The organism is Paenibacillus sp. 203, assembly GCF_037027525.1.
GTDB lineage: Bacteria > Bacillota > Bacilli > Paenibacillales > Paenibacillaceae > Paenibacillus > Paenibacillus polymyxa_B.
The window spans coordinates 599563-620536 of the sequence record NZ_JAXCHD010000004.1 but is presented as its reverse complement, the minus strand read 5'-3'; the positions used below and the strand labels follow the sequence as shown (position 1 = coordinate 620536).

The 20974-nt window shown below is 36.4% G+C and carries 25 protein-coding genes and 1 pseudogene; 2 read left to right on the top strand and 24 right to left on the bottom strand.

Going from position 1 to position 20974, the window contains the following annotated elements:
- Positions 1–331: 331 nt before the first annotated feature.
- Complete coding sequence (locus WA407_RS12335; protein WP_336077458.1) at positions 332–541, bottom strand: hypothetical protein; 210 nt, start codon at positions 539–541, stop codon at positions 332–334.
- Positions 542–915: 374 nt separating this feature from the next.
- On the opposite strand from WA407_RS12335, the gene WA407_RS12330 reads away from it, so the two are divergent.
- Positions 916–1311 carry a hypothetical protein gene (locus WA407_RS12330; RefSeq protein WP_336077457.1) on the top strand — a complete coding sequence of 132 codons (396 nt, stop codon included), beginning with the start codon at positions 916–918 and terminating at the stop codon, positions 1309–1311.
- Positions 1312–1672: 361 nt separating this feature from the next.
- Here WA407_RS12330 and WA407_RS12325 read toward each other — a convergent pair whose 3' ends face one another.
- The 10 genes from WA407_RS12325 to WA407_RS12280 all read right to left on the bottom strand — a co-directional run bounded on the left by WA407_RS12325 (position 1673) and on the right by WA407_RS12280 (position 9356).
- Positions 1673–3034 carry a transcriptional regulator gene (locus WA407_RS12325; protein WP_235307942.1) on the bottom strand — a complete coding sequence of 454 codons (1362 nt, stop codon included), beginning with the start codon at positions 3032–3034 and terminating at the stop codon, positions 1673–1675.
- 540 nt (positions 3035–3574) lie between these two features.
- Positions 3575–3985 (bottom strand): recombinase, encoded by a 411-nt coding sequence (locus tag WA407_RS12320; protein ID WP_336077456.1) that lies wholly within the window; start codon positions 3983–3985, stop codon positions 3575–3577.
- Between the two features lie 265 nt (positions 3986–4250).
- Positions 4251–4583, bottom strand: a complete 333-nt coding sequence (locus WA407_RS12315) for a hypothetical protein (protein ID WP_336077455.1) — start codon at positions 4581–4583, stop codon at positions 4251–4253.
- A gap of 918 nt (positions 4584–5501) precedes the next feature.
- The gene (locus WA407_RS12310) at positions 5502–5783 is read right to left on the bottom strand and encodes a DUF3102 domain-containing protein (protein ID WP_336077454.1); all 282 of its coding nucleotides are present in this window, start codon (positions 5781–5783) and stop codon (positions 5502–5504) included.
- Positions 5784–5876: 93 nt separating this feature from the next.
- Complete coding sequence (locus WA407_RS12305) at positions 5877–6326, bottom strand: copper amine oxidase N-terminal domain-containing protein (RefSeq protein WP_336077453.1); 450 nt, start codon at positions 6324–6326, stop codon at positions 5877–5879.
- Positions 6326–6766 carry a YrpD family protein gene (locus tag WA407_RS12300; protein WP_336077452.1) on the bottom strand — a complete coding sequence of 147 codons (441 nt, stop codon included), beginning with the start codon at positions 6764–6766 and terminating at the stop codon, positions 6326–6328. The genes WA407_RS12305 and WA407_RS12300 overlap by 1 nt, the downstream gene beginning before the upstream one ends.
- Positions 6750–7157: a YrpD family protein gene (locus tag WA407_RS12295; protein ID WP_336077451.1), complete on the bottom strand. Its 408-nt coding sequence runs from the start codon at positions 7155–7157 to the stop codon at positions 6750–6752. The genes WA407_RS12300 and WA407_RS12295 overlap by 17 nt, the downstream gene beginning before the upstream one ends.
- Positions 7158–7344: 187 nt before the next feature.
- Complete coding sequence (locus tag WA407_RS12290) at positions 7345–7878, bottom strand: hypothetical protein (RefSeq protein WP_336077450.1); 534 nt, start codon at positions 7876–7878, stop codon at positions 7345–7347.
- An 89-nt stretch (positions 7879–7967) separates the two neighbouring features.
- Positions 7968–8636 (bottom strand): hypothetical protein, encoded by a 669-nt coding sequence (locus tag WA407_RS12285; RefSeq protein WP_322176118.1) that lies wholly within the window; start codon positions 8634–8636, stop codon positions 7968–7970.
- A gap of 84 nt (positions 8637–8720) precedes the next feature.
- Positions 8721–9356 carry a restriction endonuclease gene (locus WA407_RS12280; protein ID WP_336077449.1) on the bottom strand — a complete coding sequence of 212 codons (636 nt, stop codon included), beginning with the start codon at positions 9354–9356 and terminating at the stop codon, positions 8721–8723.
- Positions 9357–10591: 1235 nt separating this feature from the next.
- Between WA407_RS12280 and WA407_RS12275 the strand changes: the two genes are divergently transcribed.
- Positions 10592–10774 (top strand): hypothetical protein, encoded by a 183-nt coding sequence (locus tag WA407_RS12275; RefSeq protein WP_336077448.1) that lies wholly within the window; start codon positions 10592–10594, stop codon positions 10772–10774.
- A 102-nt stretch (positions 10775–10876) separates the two neighbouring features.
- On the opposite strand, the gene WA407_RS12270 is transcribed toward WA407_RS12275, so the two are convergent.
- The 13 genes and pseudogenes from WA407_RS12270 to WA407_RS12210 all read right to left on the bottom strand — a co-directional run bounded on the left by WA407_RS12270 (position 10877) and on the right by WA407_RS12210 (position 20791).
- The gene (locus WA407_RS12270; protein WP_268819845.1) at positions 10877–11008 is read right to left on the bottom strand and encodes a hypothetical protein; all 132 of its coding nucleotides are present in this window, start codon (positions 11006–11008) and stop codon (positions 10877–10879) included.
- Positions 11009–11210: 202 nt separating this feature from the next.
- Positions 11211–11730, bottom strand: a pseudogene (locus WA407_RS12265) (RNA 2'-phosphotransferase).
- Between the two features lie 564 nt (positions 11731–12294).
- Positions 12295–12486 carry a hypothetical protein gene (locus WA407_RS12260; RefSeq protein ID WP_155729773.1) on the bottom strand — a complete coding sequence of 64 codons (192 nt, stop codon included), beginning with the start codon at positions 12484–12486 and terminating at the stop codon, positions 12295–12297.
- Positions 12487–12585: 99 nt separating this feature from the next.
- Positions 12586–13365, bottom strand: coding sequence for a hypothetical protein (locus tag WA407_RS12255; RefSeq protein WP_230584964.1), 780 nt, complete (start codon positions 13363–13365; stop codon positions 12586–12588).
- Positions 13366–14076: 711 nt separating this feature from the next.
- A complete protein-coding gene (locus tag WA407_RS12250; protein ID WP_235307932.1) occupies positions 14077–14328 on the bottom strand; it encodes a hypothetical protein in 252 nt (83 codons plus the stop codon).
- 12 nt (positions 14329–14340) lie between these two features.
- Positions 14341–14820 carry a hypothetical protein gene (locus WA407_RS12245; protein ID WP_336077447.1) on the bottom strand — a complete coding sequence of 160 codons (480 nt, stop codon included), beginning with the start codon at positions 14818–14820 and terminating at the stop codon, positions 14341–14343.
- Positions 14817–15488 (bottom strand): WXG100 family type VII secretion target, encoded by a 672-nt coding sequence (locus tag WA407_RS12240; protein WP_336077446.1) that lies wholly within the window; start codon positions 15486–15488, stop codon positions 14817–14819. The genes WA407_RS12245 and WA407_RS12240 overlap by 4 nt, the downstream gene beginning before the upstream one ends.
- A 476-nt stretch (positions 15489–15964) precedes the next feature.
- Positions 15965–16186, bottom strand: coding sequence for a hypothetical protein (locus WA407_RS12235; protein ID WP_076292481.1), 222 nt, complete (start codon positions 16184–16186; stop codon positions 15965–15967).
- Positions 16187–16197: 11 nt separating this feature from the next.
- Positions 16198–17241, bottom strand: coding sequence for a WXG100 family type VII secretion target (locus WA407_RS12230; protein WP_416145805.1), 1044 nt, complete (start codon positions 17239–17241; stop codon positions 16198–16200).
- Between the two features lie 307 nt (positions 17242–17548).
- Positions 17549–18094, bottom strand: coding sequence for an RNA 2'-phosphotransferase (locus WA407_RS12225; RefSeq protein ID WP_336077445.1), 546 nt, complete (start codon positions 18092–18094; stop codon positions 17549–17551).
- Positions 18095–18127: 33 nt separating this feature from the next.
- Positions 18128–18328 carry a hypothetical protein gene (locus tag WA407_RS12220; RefSeq protein WP_254349340.1) on the bottom strand — a complete coding sequence of 67 codons (201 nt, stop codon included), beginning with the start codon at positions 18326–18328 and terminating at the stop codon, positions 18128–18130.
- A gap of 177 nt (positions 18329–18505) precedes the next feature.
- A complete protein-coding gene (locus WA407_RS12215) occupies positions 18506–19051 on the bottom strand; it encodes a hypothetical protein (protein WP_336077444.1) in 546 nt (181 codons plus the stop codon).
- A 366-nt stretch (positions 19052–19417) separates the two neighbouring features.
- On the bottom strand, positions 19418–20791 hold the full coding sequence (locus WA407_RS12210) for a helix-turn-helix transcriptional regulator (RefSeq protein WP_336077443.1): 1374 nt from the start codon (positions 20789–20791) through the stop codon (positions 19418–19420).
- Between the last annotated feature and the right edge of the window lie 183 nt (positions 20792–20974).

Sequence of the window (20974 nt, the reverse complement as noted above, 5' to 3'; positions counted from 1 at the left end):
ACACTATTCAAATTTATGGAAAACCATTTTAATTCCTAATTGTTATGTGAAGGATTAACCTTTCTACCTACGTCTAAAGGCCTTATAGTTGTAACGAAAACCATATCCTAAAACTCAGAAATGAGTGTTAGAAGTTTTTATAATTATGTAGTTGTTGCTTGGTTGTGCTAATTTCTTGAGCAATACTTAATTGTGTTTTAGGCTCGTATTCTTTTTCATGTACTAGTAGCTTCTATACTCAATCCATAAGAATATGCCCCTAACCAGATCGCCGCAACTTTCTGGCATGTATAGGAGCATTCATGTATGAACATATTTAATGAGCTGATAATTAATTATCCGAATTTTTCCATTTTAGAAATGTATTTATGGCAATAACAATAATTAGTACGATGAGTAAAACATTAGTCATAGTAAGAGTGCTATCTAAGTTGCTCAATCTAGTTTCAATGTCCTGTAAACCTGAACTAGTTTTATCCCCTATTTCACTAATGCTAGAACTCATCCGATTTAAATACTGTACTAATTCACCTATATCCATCCAGCACACCTCCAGTCAATTGTTTACAATAACATATCATTTTTATTATTTGTTTACAATTATTTCATATAGTGCTATAACGAGGTCGTTAATAAATTCTATTTTCTGGAATTAATTTAAAATATTAAAATCTAAAAAGGCATTACCCGCAGTTCTAATGAGTTTTATTGTTTTTTAGCATGTTTCTCTGGAATACTAGGAGAACAAGCGAAAGCAAGCGAGGCACCTACACAGTATATTCAGATCAATACTCTTTATGTTGATCTACCTTACAGTTCTGATAAATATGATATTCAAAGAAGGGAAAATGAAAAAGAAGTAGAAATAAATGTTACTGAAAAGAGTCAGGGAATGTGATTTACACTGTAGGCGAGTTGAAAGAAAGTAAAACGATTAAACCACAGGATATTACTACAAACGGCTACGAAACACGTACTGTATATCAGGATTTATTTGTAATTTATGGATTATATTCGGTAATATCAGTATATAGTAGTGGTTCATTTGGTGAGATTTCGAATTTTCTGGAAACATATTGGGCACCAGTTAGTGATGGTTCTTGGAGTTTGGAGAATACACATGCTAATACCATTTCTACAACTGGTAAATTCCCTACTCAAAGGGTCCAAATTACTGGAACTGCTGTGGTTGATACTGTAGAAACACAATCCGGTGGAGTTTCTCTGGCGGTCTTGGGCTATAATCTAGGAGTTAATAACCATATGAGAAAAGCAATTAGCCAAGGCTTCACATTTAGTTATGGTAGATAACCAGTTCAAAATCTAACCTTACTTAGATCTTAATACGCAGTGGTGCCAAACAATTACTAAGTTTTGTCATTATCGGCACCGGTGTTTTTCTACAACTTAGAGACGAACCCCAAGTAAATAATTTCAATTCCTCGTATTTTCACCCCCCAATCATTCCCTAACATACAAAAAAGGCTAAACGGGCAATCCCGTCTAACCCTTAATTGTGACTTAATATTCTTCTTTCGAACAAACGCTCCATACTATTTATACAAACGTGCTAACTTCCTATATGCCAGCCCTAAACTTGAAACCAACCACTTTGAGCTGCCGATGGTATAGTTAACTTGACTACTCGTTGTTTGTGTACTTATAACTAATACTAATAAGAAAGTCGTCGTGCATAGCTTTCTAAATTATGATACTCCGTCTTGGCTTCAGCTAGGACAAATTTCTGATAACGTTCGACAATTATCCTGTAACGAAGGATTGAGCGTTCATCATTAATTATAATTGATTTCCTCATACCATCTAATAAGAACCGAACTCCCTTTTCGTACTGGCCTCTGGATAAACAATATTCAGCCAATTCACTCAATACGCCAACTAGCTGATTATTAATATTTTGCTGATCATTGGTTTGTATTCTTGTATGATCATGTAAGTTTGAAATTTCACACTCAAATCGATTCAGAATATCATCTACGTCCATGCTATAGCGATTGGCTGCGATCATAATGTTCCATAGACCCGGGAGAATCTCATCTTTCGTTCTTGTAATGAGATCAGCATATGCAGGAAGTACCTCTCTATTTCCAGCCATGAGCTTGCTCAGGCACACATTAGTCTCACCCCACTCCTGAAATAAGTTTTTCCAGTGTTTTGTTTCTTTATCAGTTTCTTTCACCCATTCTAAATCAACAGATTCATAGGCTGCTTGCAGTGCTAACTCATAGTTTCCTTGCTCATAGTTAGCCCCACCAATAAGTGAACTACTGAATGCTATATAAAAAAATAACGGTCGCAAAGGCTTCTTAATTTGTTCTCTTTTAAGAGACTGTGCTATAGAATATTGCGCTTTGCCTAAAGCTCTTAAGTCTTTAGCAACTTCCTCAACCCGTTCCCATTTACGCAAAGATCGGTATACATTAGCCAAATCTACAATGGCATCTAACTGGTCTATAGCATCAAGACGTTTGACAAATGGCTCAAATTGGAGCGCTGATTGAAAATTCTTTTCTTGGTCATTTCCAATCTGAATCTTAAATATGCGATATTGGCAGATGGCTAGACGCTCAGAATGTTGATATTTCTCCGCTTCAGCTACTCCCTCATATAATATCAATGCAGCCCCATGCCGTCCCTGTGCCAATAATCCTTCTGCAATTTCGAATAGCTTGGGCGAATAGAGTAGATTGTCCATGATGGCTCCCACCACTCGACGGATCGCATCCAACTTTTCCAACTCCGCACAGCGATATAAAAACGGTTCAATTCGCCTCATATTAGGAGGATGGTCAATAATGTAATTTTCTATAAATAGATCATAAAAGTGACCTTCTGGTAAGCCCATAGCTTCAGTAATTCGATCAAGCTGATTAATAGACATAGACTTATTACCTGTGACAATGCTACTTATTATTCCCCTATTCATCCCTGCGATTTGTCCAAATTGCGATAATGTTAAGCCTTCTTGTTGTAGAAATTGTTCCAATTCTGCTCTAATCGTGGGTGTAATTTTCATCTATAAACCACCCTTTCAACGTAGACTAACAATACGATGAATAGTTAAAATTATTATGTAGTTGTGAAACAAGTAGTAAAATGTTCTAGCGATCTTGATTGTACCATCTTTTGGTATAAAATCATATACCTTTCATATAGTACTCAAGATACCTTTTGGGATAGTTGCGATGATTTCATGATTAAGGATATCGTCTTTATGTTGATGTATAGTTTATTTGAAAAATTAGAACACAACTCATCCAATACAAAGTTACCAGATTAATAGCCAGGTTCGCATTCCCTTGTGTTTTAATCTATGAATTGAGCCTAGATTGGATGTATGACATACAAGCAACTTTAATGATATTAGGGACGGTATCGAGTCAAAAAATAACTTGAGTGTGAAAGTGAATGTGCTAGGGGCAATTTTAGAAATTAAATAGACGTTTATGATGTAAAATCCCCCCCCGTCCTTTTTATTGTACCTGCTAGTATTTGATCAGCAGACATAACAAAGAAACCTAGACATAATCATCCTGGCTCCATACACATGAACAATTTATCCTACTTGTTTCTGTTGCTCATATTCTTTAACTCTACGATAGAATGTGTTAGGCTTCATTTCTACACGCTTCATTGCTTCAACTGCTGTTATGCTGCCGTCCTTCCATTCCTTATAAACCGCAATGAAGGCATCACTTATAGCCTGTTTAGGCCGACCAAATACCACACCATTATTTTTTGCTGCTGCTATACCTTCAGATTGTCTACCGTTTATCTTCTCACGTTCACGTTCTGCCATGTAGCTGAGTAATTCAAGCACAATACTGGATATAACTTTCTCCAAGCCATTATGGTATTGTCTAGTATCAAAGATAGGCATATCAAGAATAACAATGTGTGCGCCTATCTCGTGCGTAATATCTTTCGTCGATACTCTTATGTAACCATAGTGTCTAATCTCGCTCATATGGATCATCCTTTACTATGTCATTGATTAACTATGTCAAAATGTATATATTTACATATGAAATATTTCGAAATTATATGCATACTATTTGACATGTATCATAAATACTTTTGACATGCCTCAGACCATTATTGCAAAAGGTATACTTTATGACATAGTTTTGGAAAAGACCTTGGCTAAATTGAGCATAATAAAAAGGCAACCGAAGTCGCCCTAGATATTCCAATTATATAACTTAACTTTTCAAATGCTTTAGTACACAAACCTATTTACTGTCTTCTTCCTTGATATAAGTAGCATCATATTGAATGATCGCTTTTGTTTTGTTCGTAGTCTTTGAACCATCGTAGACTACTTCATCTTGACTGAACTTATCTTCATCATGGATAGATTGCAGTTTTTTTATAAATAATCCATCTTTAGTATAAATTTTATCAGGGTGATTAAGTCCTTCTAGTACACTATCAGGGACTACTGCTTTTGTAACGCTCTCCATTTCTTCTGAAGTATCATCACTAGCAAAAACATTATTACTAATAACTACAGCAAACGTAACAGTAAGGGCAGCCAACCCCAAAAATTTTAATTTAGCCTTCACTTCTGTCCTCACCCTCCATTAAATTAACTTGTATAAACATTTCCAGAAATTTGAATTTGATATCCATCTCCATCTTTTCCAGTGGGATTGCCAATTAGCAAATAAACTGGATAGAAACTTTTTTTGCGCTAGTTGTTGACAAAAAAAGTAACTAACGAAAATTTCAAGCATATGAATATAACATGTAGGTTTAAAATGGATTCTAATTAATTATATGTAACTAAAATCTCTCTATTTAATTAAATATGGTTTTGATTTCATATTATTAGATAAAATTCCCTAACCAATATATTCAAATTATATGTATGAATTCTACAAAAGTCAAATTGCTCAATCTTTTTTTAACACATTTGTAATCATAGTTTGAAAGTAATATTTTGATGTTCTCAGTAAAGAGGATAGGAAGTTGACGCTGTGTCAAGCATATGAGGGTATCACCAACTTTGGAGGCACTGTAGAGATAGCCTGTAACTACCCCCTTATCAAAAGCTCAATCGTCAAAATTGATAATATGTGCATAAATACTATATTCTATATGATTTTTTGAGTCATTGTGGTTCAAAATTGTACCATAATATATTTACATCGTTGCCGTATCAAAATATAGCAAAATGTAGATGGGATAAGGACTTTGGGTAAATATGATCAACATCGTGATTTCAATCGTATGTATCGGAGGAAAATGTTCAAAAAAACTTGATGGATTAAGGGATTATTGTATTTTTATAAATTAAATTGTTTAAAACCAAAAATTAGAAAACACTTTATTTATCTGCATTTCGTATCGTAGCTCAATCGTATCGTGAAACGTAACAAGAATCGCGGAGTGGATGACATATTTTCATGTTTTTTAACTCTATCAAGTTGGTTCTACATAATAGAAGAAACTCAGCTTAACCTCTCTAACCTCTCGCACAGTCATTTCTTCAAGGTTTTCGTCTCACCTGTCGATGGGACAGTATGCTTCTGCTCAACAAACTCCAAACGATCAATGGAATCGGGTAAAGATAACATTTCGAACATTTTACCTATCGGCAGATTGAACGATGTCGTGTAATTTCCAAATTGATTATATGAGCGAATATATCTGTCTGCTGTCTGCCAAGTTATATCTACTGAATCTTTAAGCCATTTTCCAAACTCGCCATGCGCTAGAACATTTTCCTTAACATGTTTCAATCGTCGTCCAATCTCAAACACTGACTGTCCAGCTATTTGTTTATAACTGTTTATTTCTTTATATTAGTTTAAAACAAAAAATACCCCCGGAATATATTTACCGGGGCAAAGTCTCTATTCTTTTGCAGCTTTAGGGAGAGTTATGTGTATAGAAAGTGATGGTTTATCATAATTCACTTTCGCACCTATCGATTCACTAATGAACCTAAGGTTCACATATAAAACTCCATTAACTAAAGCCGGGGATTGCGTCAAATTATACTTTTTATTATTCACATAACCATCATTACTATCCTGAGTCAATTTTATTACATTGGAACCGTCCTTACTTGAGGCCGTTACTGTTTTTTGTGCGTTATCCCATTTCACTTCCATATCATATCTTGCGAAGATATCACGAAATGGAACCATTGCCACTCCAGAATAGGAAATAAAAGTTTCAGAATCAAGTTTCTCATTATTAACGTATACTTTAAGTTTGGATACCTCTTCAGCATAAATCCCTCCAGAAAAAACTCCTGCTATTAATAGAATTAAAAACATTATAAAAAGATTCCTTTTCATTAGTAATTACTTCCTTTTACAGTTATAGTGACAGTGTTATTACCATCGCGTTGGATGTTAGCAAAATCAGTAAGCGGAGCACTAAAGGCACTACTTGGGACTGAGGCACCGTCTACTTTAATACTTGAATAGGTAGCTTTATTCCGTCCTCTATCATCTTTTGAAACAACCGTTGATAGAAGCTTCCATTGATCGACGCTATTAAGGCCGAGACTATCATTAGTTTCCATAATAGAAATTAAGGGAGTCTCTTTACTGCTACTACAGGACTGATTTAAACAAGTTGCTGTACCATTAATCTTCATCCTTACTTTACCACCATCGTTATACCATATATACAAATTCACATCGGAATTTGGTAAGTATGCATTTGCACCTTGTACATCTGCATAGCCTGCAATAAGTTTAGCAGGACTGCCTACTTTACCTTTTTTCCACAACCATAGTTGGTTTCCATCCCTTTTCAGCTAAACCTAAACCAACACTAGAATCATAGACTAGTCCCATGTCTGCTTCGTATGCACCTGAAGAGAATCCAGAATAGTTATAGGCAGCTGTCTCTTCACCAACTTGTGAATCAAGTGGAAGTCTTAACAAAGTAGATAGGTAGCTTCCATTTTCGACTATATTCTGTCTACCCCCAATACCATCCCCAATATTATAAGCTAAAGTATTGATTCTGTCGTTTTGACCTTCAGTTAAGTATTTAACATCTGGCTTTTCAATAGTAAGTTCTGGAGCTTTATCGGGAGCCTCTTCATATTTGTAAACATAATCTTCGGCTATAATAGTGTAATCATAAATTGCATTATCATAAACACTTTCCGACACATTTTTATTTAAACCTAGCTTTTGGTTTCCAACTCTATCCTCTTCAATCCCTTTCTTGATATGAATTTTTTTGAAAATGTTACACGAGATAATATTACCTATTTTCCCCTTTTTATCAACATTAAAAATCTATTTAAAACCTTATATGTTAATTTTAAAGAATAAATAGACATATACGCACTTATTATTAGTCAATTAGTCTATGTTCCTTATTTGGGTTAATATAAAAAGAGCAACCGACACATGTCAGTTGCTCAACAAAATACCTGTTGGTCATATACCACGCTTTCCCCTTAATCGTATCCACCATACGCTTCTTGATATCCAAGAATACAATCTCGCCACACTCTTTACAGCCCCATTTGTTCCTCTTGTACGCTGACTCCTCAACATAAGAAGCTCCACATTTACATTCTACCTTAATTAATGTTCTATACTGACTGTATGCATCTGCTAACTGTTCACTGGCTTTACTTGCTACTGTAAATTGCTGTATCACTGCTATATGTTCTCTTTGCTCTGAGTATTCATTATGTACCTTAAAATCTGCTACCAACTCAGGGTTTAAACCAAAATATTGTTTACCCACTGTAGTCACATACTTACTTCCTACACGATATGATTCTATCCAGTCTTGTATTTGTTTAGTGGATAGTTGGATTGTTCCTTTAATACCGCTATTTAACGTGTAGGTCATTGTGTGATGCTGGTTTTGATTCATATATGAAGCTACTCCTTTAATCTATCTTATAATGTTCATTATACTATAAATAGAAAACAAAAAAGACGTGGTTGCCCACGCCCTTACAATTAATTAATTTTAACGAATGTGTCAAAGAATTTCTGCCGATTGGATTTATCATAGATGTATGGATCAGAAAATTTATCGTTCCAAGTCCCATCTTTTATACTCAAGCTTTCAATTTTATATCCCAAGAATTTATTCAGGCTATTTCTATCCACATCAATTGAATATGTTTTCCCATCGAATGGCAAGATCATTGAGACAGCATTTAAATCGTGAAACTGGCGTAATAACCTAGCACTTTCACCAACTAATATTTTTTGAATTGCATTTTCTGTCCCAAGGTGATTACTGTAATCTTCGTTCTTCACCAAACTATCAGGCTTATCCTCTTTATAATCTGAATAACTGCCATAGTATAAAATCAAAACATTATTGTCTTTAATTGAAACACTCTTTATAAATGGGTTTCCAGTAGCGTAAGATATATATTCTTTAAACACTGTTTCATCTGCTGGTAATGTTGATAAAGGGTCTGCTGTTACCTTAGCATCTTTGGGGATATCTTCAGTTTTAGATGTTACTTGCTTCACCTCAGTTTGAACTGGTTTAGTAGCATCAGGCTTATCTTTTTTACTGACCAAATCTACGATAAAAATAACAGCAAATAAAACAAGTAATCGAACCCACAAGTTATTGTACCACTCACGCTTATCTACCTGAGAAATTTTCACATCATTTGCCCCTTTTGAGACAGGAATTTTAAAATTTCTTCGTTAAATATAAAATCATCGTTTTACTACAGGAGTCTCCAGTATCTAGTTACCTGAAGCGATAAGCTTTTCAGCCTTGCGATCCATTTTAATCACTTTACTGTTATTCCTATAATCATCCCATGAATCCAAACTCAAGTATGGCTCTGCTTCAATTATATCTTTTACCTTGCTGTGCTGTTGTTCTTTGAATAGCTCAATCATTTTAATTAAATCGTTGCGATCCAACAGCTTTACTCCATTATAACTGGCTAACTGTTCACACGAAGTTGTGTATTTGCTTGAAGTAATGACAATAGATTTCTTAGCTCTGTAAAATCGCATAGAACTATACACTTCCTGAACTGCGCTCAAACCAACAGGATTGCTTATTGCATACCGTTTAGCCTGAATGACATTACGGCAGCCCTCTCTGTCCGTAAATACCAAATCTGTTCCAAAATCTCTACTGTCTTGTGTTTTATACGCATCACCATAGCCTAAACACTGGAACAGCCTGAACAGATACATTTCAAAGTCCTTGCCATCCTCCATACGGTCTATTTCGTTAATGCCAATTTTATAAGGGTCAATATTCTGCGTTACTTTATACGGTTCCTGAACTCTAGGCTTCTTAAATAAGCGTAGCAACACCAAAGCAATCAATAAAACAACGACACACACTATCACAAATATAGACAATAATGTTCCTCCTTAGCTACTTTGGCTCTTTTTCACACTATCTTATAATACAACATATAGGGATAATTTACCATATATTTTGGATAAGTATAGTAAATTGTTAACAAAGAAACGTCTATTGCTAGGCGAATAGCTTCATATTCATGGGGGATAACTCTTCTTGACTCCTGTATACACATTCCTTCTTGTTTTGCCTTCCTCTTTGTAACCTTTGCTTCACATAGACATGCACAGAGCCTAGACCAATTTTTTAAGTTTATATGTTGTACATTTTATTGATCATTCCAGGTTTAGTGAATCACGAAGAAAAAAGAATAAAATTCCTGATTATAAGAAGTTTTCTTTTCCTTATACTTTTGACAAACTGTCATAAGCCTTGATATGACTGGATTTAACGTAATGTTAATGTTAGACGCTGTGTACCTAGAGTTTCAGGGGTTTTATCCATAGGGCTAACACCAAAGATTGAGTAATGATGATTACATCATTATTCCTTTTTATTGATTTAAAACAATATAATTGACATAATATCAATAAACATCCTTACCAAAGATTTTTAAGATCGCTATATTTCTAGACTTTTCCTACATTACTTTGAATGGCTTCATAGTACAAGAATTCTTCTTTTCCAAAAATATTATTGGAGGCTAACAAATGAGTAAATTTGAAAAAAATCTAATTAAGTATTTGTCTTACGGTTTTTTTGTAGGAATATACTATTCCTTTATTAAAGGGCCAACAACAACGAGTACTCCGATCAACGGTATGTTTGAATTTTATACGGTACCCACTTCTACTTTTATTTTCAGAACATTATCAACCTCGTTTCTACTAAGCCTCTTTGCTGGAGTGGTGTATACAATTACTTTTTTATGTATAAGAGGAAATAAGTAGATTCTTTGAATAACTCCAAAGCAAAAGAAGCTGTCCAAATCGCAATGGCTCCTTTTCTTAAGTGACGGTTCGAAGCAAATATTTCGTCATTGGTAGCGCCACTTTAGCTTGCTCCAACAAAGGAGATAGTTATGAGAAAATATGGAATAGCAATCTTTATAGTAAGATATTCGCAAGTGTTTGGATGCTTAGTAGTTACACTAAAAGTGATACTCAAAACAAAGTTTTCGATTATCTTGTAAAAATTCAAGGATACAAACCATCTGAAATTTATTCAGTTAAAACTTAAATAGGTAAAGCTCCCTTAGTTAGTACACAAGTTGTTTTTAAGGACGAAACCAATGCAAGGTATTTTTAAAGAGCAAGATAAAATTATTCAGTATAGCCAAGCCTCATTAAAAGGAGTAGATGATGGGGCGTATAATTATTCTTTGAAGGATTATAACGGAAATGCAATGCACAGTCACATGCTTGTCCTTCTCCAAAAGGTCACAAATGCGGTCACAAAATTCCGTCATTTATAAGATTTTAATAGAATAAATCAGTACAGATCAGTAAATTGAAAATTGCTATGAAAGCTTGTCCCGTTTGACTTTACGGCTTAAACAGCGGAAAATTTTACTACCTCAAATTCGATACACCTTAGACGCACCACACATGATGTAACCACGGGAGTTGGAGATAGTCAGCAGCGTTGTTTTAGGCAGTTTGACTTCGACTCCGATAAATGTATGCTCACCCACTTGTACGGGTTCCATGTGTATCATGGTTATTACATGCACCTCCTCTTTGTTCACCCGGGATATTTTATGCAGCATTTTCGGGTAAGTGTGGACGCCCGTGGATACGTTCAAAATTTTAGGAGGATTATTTATGTATAGCAAACATGCTATATCAAAAAGACTAGACGAATCATTCCATCTAGTCCCTTTATCATCGTTAATGTTCTAGGTTTACACTTTATTCAAGCTTCTTTAAGTACTGTGGGGATATAAGGTCGGCAAGCCAAACATCATGATTGGCTTTATAAAACTTTACTTGATTGGCTAATGCCTTTTCTGTGTCTACTTCGAGGATCACTAGTTCCCCACGTCTTTTGCCTGCTAAAATTGCAAACTCAAGGGATTCCGACAGATGTACACACTTTCTACCCATTGGCTTAATTCCTTCATTGAAAATATTATGGATTACCTTTGTGTTTGTACCATGATAGAGAATGGTTGGTGGAGTAGCCTCTTTATAATCTAACCTGTCTGTACTGTGACCATAATTAGCTCTTATGTACCACAATGGTTTACTACTTGCTTGATACCCAACTCACTAACATCGGCCCATCTATTCTCTGATCTTATCCCTTGAATCAGGTCTTGGATGTCACAATAACCCTCATGGTCTAGCTCAAACCAAACTGTTCTGGTGTATGTCTCAGAATCTTACTCATAAACTTACTGAGGCTCTCTTCTTGTTTTGGTGTTAACATTGTATACTCCTTTAATAAAATATTTGTCTATCTATAATAACCTATCCGATGATTCATAGCGCCTTGTGAAGTAAAGTCCCAAACCTCCGACAAGGAAAGATGTAGCTCCAATTAAAAAAAACCTCTTAGACTGTATCTGTTATAAGCCTCAATATTTTTGCAAGTCCCAGCCCACAATGAAAATAACCGAAAATACCTCTTATCAAATCCATGATAAAAAATTTCTGATTCTTAAATCCCTCCTCTCTAATAGTTGTCCGATGAAAATAAAGATTTAGACTGACCCAAATATAAAACGAGCGGCAGTCAAGGACCTGAAAATAAAGTCCTAGACTGCCGCTCGTTTATTGAACTAACGTTCTCTGTTAGCGTAACAAGTGGTGCAAAATTATTTCATGTGATAAGACTAGCTGTTTTGATAAAGTTTATTTGATACAAGATGAGGTTCTTGTCATCCGCCGTACCGATCCAGCCAGTCGCACTGCCACGCCTCGAAGGAATTGCCACTTATACTCTGCAGCAGCTTGCCACTGGGGAGCGAGAACATGCCATCCCCGTTGATATCTACAACCGTTTCGGTGCTGCCGATCGGATTGCCGTCAGTAAGAAACACACCGAGGCGATAAATTCTCCCTGAATCGCTAGGCTTCCAATCGCCTTAAATCGTTCTACCTCTATGGTTTTGCCGAAATAATCGGCTGGATCAACGTCTTCCATCAGTCCCCATTCGACCATATCTGGCGTACGGGTCAGCACTTTCCGATGCGACTGTCGAGAATCCTCTCTATCGCTGGATATTCCTCGAATCTTGTTCGATGAAATGTTGAATAATCGCCCCGTAAAGGGGCAGTTTTCTTAGGCTTGCATAAATGCTTCTAACGGTTCCAGAGTCGCGAACGTCTTCTTCGCATCCTTCTTCCGTTGCTCATCATAGAGTTTGGTCAACTCTTCGAATGATTTAGCTTTAATCTTCGTATAACTCGATTTGGTGTATCTGATTATGTACGTCTTTACCCCTTCCTCTTCACTCCACTCGTAAACGACATCATATTTGTCCCTCAAATTCTTTAAATGAAGTGACCGGCGCAACACTGCAAAGTGTTCTTTAATGGCTTCATCACATTCCTCCATAATCTTCTCGTATGTGCAGCCAACTCGCATCAGAATCTCCAATGCCCGTTCATCGCCGTATCTCGCGAGAAATTCCTTCAACGAAACCAGCGCATATAGCATTATTTGTTCCTTGTCATTTGGATTCCTGTATTCATAACAGCCTACAACCAAATTGCGGTCGGTCATTTCCTCCTTACTGAATTGCATATTAAATAAATACTCGAGTGTCTTTTGCTTCATAACGGTTTCCAACATCTGTTCTTTATCAATCCTGATGCCCGTTGTCACCCACGGAAACGGTAGTTGGCCGTTACTTTCACGCGGTATGCTACCCCTAAGATTCAGAATCGGCATACCCGTAGCCATTGCGTACGACCTGTTATATCCGTCGCCCGCGAATATTTCCTGTTCTTCTTGCATGTGTCCTGCCCCTCCTTTTAGTACCAAGTTCCATTCGGCGCGTAGTGCCACCAGTTGTCTGCGAAGTGAATCTCCACTCGATTCCAGCGAATTGCGATCCAAATTATCCTCCGCACTTTCCAGTAATATCTTGGTTAAGCAATAGTTCTCCGTTCGTATTATGAGCTGTGACCTACGCTTATGGGCTTTGTCACTTCCGCTCTTCCAGTCCCGCTATGTCCATTGTCAGGCAACACTTTTATTTTCATCTCTCCAGGCACTTCATGAAGTCTCCGTTACAATCGGTTAGACGAACCGAGGAATAAGACCCTATAGTAAACTATTGCATATCCATAAAACTACCACTTTTTTGTGTTGGTCTCCTATTAGTTCATCACCGCTGCTTTTCATGAACCCGCGAAGATACTTCTGGGATAAATTGTATTATATGAGAACCATAAGTCCATCTAATGGTTGCGTTATCCTGCCCGTTGGCTAATGCCGGCTGCCATTCTACAACTTTATTTTTCATGGTCTAATGCTTTGTTTTTCAGTCTAACACTTTATTTTCACAGAACAATAGTCTCATTAGACTATTTTGTTCTTCCCATAATTTTAAGAATGTATCATACTTCATAACATTCACGCACCTTCCGTATACTTTACCCATATCGCTAAGTTAGTAGCCTGATTGAAGACTCTCCTGTTTAAACCCGCCTCTTAATTCTTAGGTGCATGCAAATTATCTTCTTTATCAGATAAATTACTATGAAAAAAGCTTGCTCCCATTTTACTGTTAAAGGAGCAAGCTCGGTTCGTATTATTGAAGCTACTTTATGATTCAAATGTCAACTTTTCGGGAAATATACCACCTTCTTTAACGAAGCAACGTGCCATCCGCTGTGAAGCCCTATCAAAATAAAATTTATTTGAATGACTCGGATCTGGTAAAGGTTCAATTTCAGAGAATAGCTTAGTCTCTTTGTTCAATTGAATTTTCCCCATAATGTGTTCATTTGGGCCATATCTATAAATAACTACATTCTCATCCTCATGCTCTTTAAAAAGTAAAACAAATGCTCCCATTATAAAACTCCTCTATTCTATTTCCCATGGACGACCCGACCTTACCGCAGCTTTATGAGCAGTCTCATAGTCTGTTTTAAATATACCCTCAAATCTGGATTCAAACAATTCATGATTAAGCAAATCCATATCTTTTTCTGTTTGTAATCCTTTTTGTAATCTATCCCATGCTTGAGCTATTTCGTAATCAGAATGAAATCTGCCATAACCACTCGACTTTATATGTTCATTTATGAAAACGTGTTCTTTGATTCTTTGAACTCTACTTTCCTTCATTCCAGAATTTTCAGCTATTGCTCTTACATCACTATCAGACGCTCTGATTTGATCATACATCTCATCTGCTTCAGCTTCTCTACGAAAATATTCATCAATTGAAAGATCGTTTCTTCCACCTGTTTGTACTTCTGTTTTAGGTTCAGATTCTATTGAATTACGCAATTTCGAATTCGTATTATTCTTCGGAATCTCATACTTAATAGATGATTTCAACCCATTTTAGGCTTGATTACTGAACTAACTCCTCCAAATAATCCAGCTGTACCGATCATATTAGCCCAGTGTTCCTTTGACCAGGCATTGTTTGGATTAAATGCGCCTTGAATCATACCTGTTACTCCAAATGTACCGAAATTGAGCATGTCATTCCATGAATCGTTTTGTTTAGCTGCCCGTTCCATGTACCCTTGGTATATTCCTTTTGGAATACCATATGACATATAATCTAGAAAGCTCCAGACTGAATCAAACTTTTTCTCATAGCGTACTGAGTTAGCGTCTACAAAATCCTGGCCTAGTTCAGTTAAGCTATCTACTGATTTTTGGAACGCATTCCGTGTATCTGGAGCAGGAACAGCACATGAATTCGGTGGAGGTGGTAAACAACTTGCGTCAATGTTACCTGCTTCCATCAGATCTGCTAATCTGAATTTATCTGCATGGTGACGTAATTCCCTAGCAATAGAATCCGTCAAGGTAACAAAGTCATTCATATTATTCTGAGAGGTTTGGAAGGAATAGTATAAGTGCTCTTTAGTTAGTCCTTCCCACAATTGCCCCATAGATGAAATTTGTTGTACTAAATTACTATTCATTTGAGTTGCCGTTTGCTGTGCTAACTCTAACTGTTTGGAGACAGTCATAAGCTGCTCAGGTGTCACTTTAATTGTTGTTATAATATACCTCTGTTTGAGTTCGTTAAGACATAGTAACATTATTCCGATTTATGGAAAACGAACTTAATTCCTAATTGTTATGTGAAATAAGATAACTTTATACCTATGACCACAAGCTTGTAGTCATCGCTTTCAACTCCTGATCTTCAAACATATCCTGTAACTCAGGAATCAACTTTAGGAGTTTTTATAGTTATGTAGCTGTTGTTTCGTGATACCGAGTTCCTTAACAATATCGGTAATATCTTTTAGATGGGCATTTTGTTCATCTGCTTGATTCCCTTATCCTAGCTCAACAACTTGTAATGTTTGATATTGGGGCATGGTAATTTGAATTTGACGCACCTTCGTTTGAAGCAAGGTGGTTGTAAATTTCATCCTCCTTTAGTCAGATTGGCTAACTATGTAGAAAGGCCCACTCCCGTTTTTATTGTTAAGGAGCAGGCTCAAATTGTACTTTTTTAAATCTCTATGCTATCCCACAACTCTAGAATAGTCTTATCATCAATCTTCCCATTAATGAACAACTCTCTTGCTGATTCAAATGATTGCGAAAAACTGTCCCTTTCACGAGTAAGAAAGTACTCTTCTTCATTCTGGCTAATCCAATAGCTATCATTTTTATAGTAGAACTGAAACTCTTCTCCCATTTCAAAACGTTCCACCAATTCATTGTATTCCAAAACAGTCCCTCCTACTTCTTGTTAACTCTTTTAAATGTCCCATCTTCTTTCCATTCAAAAACATGTTCATGAGGCCACTCTGGATGCTGCTTTGAATTTCCATGATTCGTGTAGTCTACATCGCGTGTAGCCCTTCCATTTTCATCATAATATCTTCTTGTTTTTATCTCACCTGTATTTTTATCCAGAATATCAATTGATGAGTTAGGTTCACCTTTAGCTGGATGTGGATTCGTTGTCGTACTTGTATGATTTGATGAAGGAGTAACATCTATCGACGTTCCCTTGTTGGAAGTAAGTGTCTGTTTAGCTGAACCTCCACCTTCTCCTTTCGCCATCTGCCACAATTCCGCTGAGCTCTTCCCTATTCCGCTTGCGCCTTTAACTGCGGTTGTACCTCCATGTGCCGCTAAAGCTGCTGAGCCAATCAATCCAGGTATTCCGATAATACTACCAACTCCCGTGGATGAAACAGCAACTGATAATCCTTCTCCACCTGTTCCAACGATTACCTCACCAGCTCCCTGCAATGTTGTAGCTACGTGACCAAGAATTTCACCTACTTTAGCTGCCATTGGATGATCATAGTCACGGTCTTTGTCAGGCAGCATCCCCAAGGTTAAATCTTCCTGAATAGCACCTTTCGCTCCCTGAGCAGTATCCCACAGAATTTCTCCTTGAAGCTTGCTAGCTTCCATCTGGGCTTCAGCCTTGGTGATCTCCGCTTTTCCGATCTGTTCAAAAATTTTATGTAGCCAACCTTCGCCGCTTGATGCCGTTTTAACAGGCACACCATTCCCTGGCACATCCAGTACAACTTTTTCTCCATCTACCTGTGTGAAGTTTTTTGAAATAAAAATGAGTTCTTGTGCAACCGTAGAAAGTCGTTCAAGTGTCACGCCCATGGATTGTCTAGAGACCTGAAAATCTTGGAAAAACCTCTCTCGGGTAGCACCAGACCAACCTTGTTGGACAAAATCAATTCTTCCATTCAGTAAATTCAACATACGTTCCATTTCGTGTTTACCATGCAAGAACTGGTCAGCCACTTCCATTAGCTTATCAGGTGGAACCAATATTCTCCCCAATTGATCACGTCCATTTTAATTTAGATGGAAATAATCTTATCAGAAGGAGATGTTTAGGGATATCCACCTGTTATCCTGAAATTTCCTTTTATATTATGTGACAAATGAACTGATATAAACGGATTTACTATGTCATAAGTATTGTATAAATGCCTTGCAAAGTAAATTATTTGACTTCACTCTTTTGATAGCATCCAATTTTATAGAAATAATAGATTCACTAACAGATTCAAGTAATGCAACTGACTTTTTAATATAAACGAAAATATCAGTGTTAAATTTTTTTAAAATATTGTGGAGGCACAAAATCGGCAAGCCAAACACCATTGTTAGCGATATAGAACTTCACATTATTATCCAGCGCTTTTACTGTATCGACTTCAAGAATGACTAATTCACCACGTCTCTTACCTGCCAATGTTGCAAATTCAAGTGTCTCAGATAGATGAACATATTTTCTCCCCATTGGTTTAATTCCCTCGGTAATAATTTTATCAACTACTTTGCTATTTGTTCCGTGATAAAGAGCAGTTGGCGGAATGAATTCTTTGTAATCTAATCTTCCTGCACTGTGCCCGTAGTTCGCTCGTATGTATCCATTTACCATGTGGTACCGCTTCTTTGGACAATTAGTTACGACTTGATCAATCCCTGCTTCTCCTATATCCGACCATCTATTCTCTGATTTAATTGCTGAAATTAAGTCTTGCACGTGGCAATAACCTTCATGGTCCAACTTAATTCCAAACTGTTCTGGTGTATGCCTAAGAATTTTACTCATAAATTTACTAAGGCTCTCTTCTTGTTTTGGTGATAACATCATATACTCCTTCTAATGTAATATTTGCTTTATCTAAAGTAACCAATCTGATGATTCATAGCGTCTTGTGAAGTAAAGCACTAATCCCCCGATAAGGAAAAATGTAGCTCCAATTAAAAAACCTCTTAGACTATATCTGCTATAAGCCTCCAATAATACTGCAACTCCCAGCCCACAAGGGAAATACCCGAAAATACCTTTTATTAAAGCCATGATAAAAAACTTACGATTCATACATTTTTCTCCTCGTTAATCGTACTTCATTATATAAAAACGAACAAATTTATTTCATCCATATCCATATATCCTCTTTGTCCCCATTTCACAGCAATCCAAAGTCTCCAACAATAACTTCCATTCTAAGCCTAAATTAAAAAGACAACAGGTGATACCTGCTGCCTTTACTCACCATTATTCAGCTTCCGTCAACATTTTTAAAATGCCAGTAAATGAGCCGTCAATCGATATAATACCTCCATTAACTTGCTTGCTAAATTGAGACTCTGTAAGTTTATCTTTTCCTGCTGTGTGATTCTTAATGAATTTTATAAGGTCTGCTTTCTGATTTGCAATATCCTTTAATGCTTGTTCGCTTTCTTTTTTGTAATTTTTAACTGTTTTATTTAGTTCCACCTTAGCCACGCCGAGCTGCTTCTTTAATTTATCACAATCAGCCTTGGCTTGAGCTATCACCACTTTACTAGATTTATTTTTCACTTCGTTTTTATAGCGCGCTGATGCTTGACTTAATCTCTGAGTTAGCTCACGAACTTCTGCCCCCAGAACAGCATTAAGTTTTTTTTGTGCAACTTTAATTTCTTTTACACGATCTTTGTAATTCTCAAAGTATATTTTTTCGATTTCACTTGTTGACATTGCTTTTGTAGATGTTGCTGCCAATACTTGTGATGGAATTAAAATAGCAAACATCAATAATAGCAGAATAGCTTTCTTCATATGTATCTCCTTCTTTGGCAGTAGTGCAATTATCATAAGGGAAATGAAGGGAATAGGCAATATGTCTTGTTATTTAAATACTACTTTCCACATTATATAACCTTCCAATGATCGAATAAACATTTTACAGATAAAAGTCCAAGCTAAGTCACTTCTAGAAGCTTATTTATGTAGAGCAAAACAAACGATATGAAAAAGGCTAGACGGATAATTCCATCTAACCTCTTGATCATAGTTAATTTTCTAGGTCTATTGTGATCTTATAATTGAGACTATTTTATTCCAACATTCGTCTATATTGTCCAGTTGGATCATAATCACTAATGCTACTGACATAAAACTGGATACTAGGAGGGTGGAATCAACCTACTCTTCATCTTCATTAACCGCTTTAATCAGATTTCCATAGACTTCCTTCGTGTGAGCAGATGCATGTTCTTTAAAATGTGTAAACAACCTCATACATCTAATTGCTTGTATTTTATTATTAACTTCAGCGGACCTTTCCAAACAACTGAACAAAAATGTAAAACCGTCTAAAAACTTCCCTTTACGCAAAAGATAGATTGCTAATTCTCTTGAGAAATCAGTATATCGCTCCGTTATGAAGCGTTTAGTATACAACCCTTCCACTTTTTTTCGCTCCAGAAAGGAGATAATTTCTCCTTCAAATTGTATTAAAATATCATCTACATCAAAATGATATCGATTTGCCGCTTCAAGCATATTATCAAGTGCGGGAAGAACTTCCTCTTTTCTTGAAGAAATATAATTTACATAATTGAGAAGAACGCCCTTATCACCAGAAAGAAGCTTATTTGCATACGTATTTACTACTGCCCAGTCTTCATATTGCCTCTTCCACTTCAAAGCAGTTTCATCTATAGCATTCACCCAACTCAAATCGGCGTAAGCATAAGTATGCTGAAGTGCTTGCTCGTAGTCTTTCCTTCCTTCACAAGCTTCTGCCCGAAGTAAATGCGAGAATGCCCAATACGCAAACAAAGGAAATTTGGGTTTCTTCGAATTGTCTTTATTCTTATGATGCCGTTTTTGTTCCAAATTGTATTGAATTTTAGCCTTATCTCCAAGAGCTTTAGCGAATAATTCTAATTTGTCCCATTTTCGTAACGAGCGGTATGTATTCGCCAAGTCTTTTAATGCCTCTAACTGATCTACCTCATCTAACCGTTCAACGTAAGGCTCAAATTGAACGGCTGCATCATAGTTTTTCTCTTGATCGTCTCCAACACGAAGCATAAACAATCGATACTGGCAAACCGCCAATCGTTCTGAATGCTGATGCCTTTCACTCTCGGCCACATTTTCATAAAGGAAGGCCGCTGCTTCCTTGTAACCATCTCTGTAAATATTCTCGGCTACTTCAAAGAGTAATGGAGGATAGATTGGATTATCCAGCAACAGGAATACAACGCGCTGCAAGCAATCGACTCGGTCAAGCTCCACACATCGGAACAAAAAAGGACTAATTCTTCGCCAGTTGAGCGGTTCTTCCTCAATACATTCTTTAATGTAACGTTCATAAAAATAGTCTGATGGTAATTCCATCCCGGTAGTAATGCGATCCAATTGATTAACGGATAAAATACGATTTCCAGTAACAATACTGCTAACCGTGCCTACATTCAAATCAATGATATGTCCAAACTCGGTCATACTCAAGCCTTTTTGTATTAGGTATTCCTTTAATTCTGCTGCAATCGTAAGTGTGATTTCCATGAATAAACCACCCTTTCAACGTCGACTCGCATATGATACATAGTTAAACCATGTAATAGAGAAACAGTTGGAAAAAATACTTTTTCACCCATAATTGTACCGTCTTTTAGAACAAAGCCATATACCCTTTAGTTGTTTACAACAGCACACATTACATTTTTGCACCTTTTACATAAATTTCTC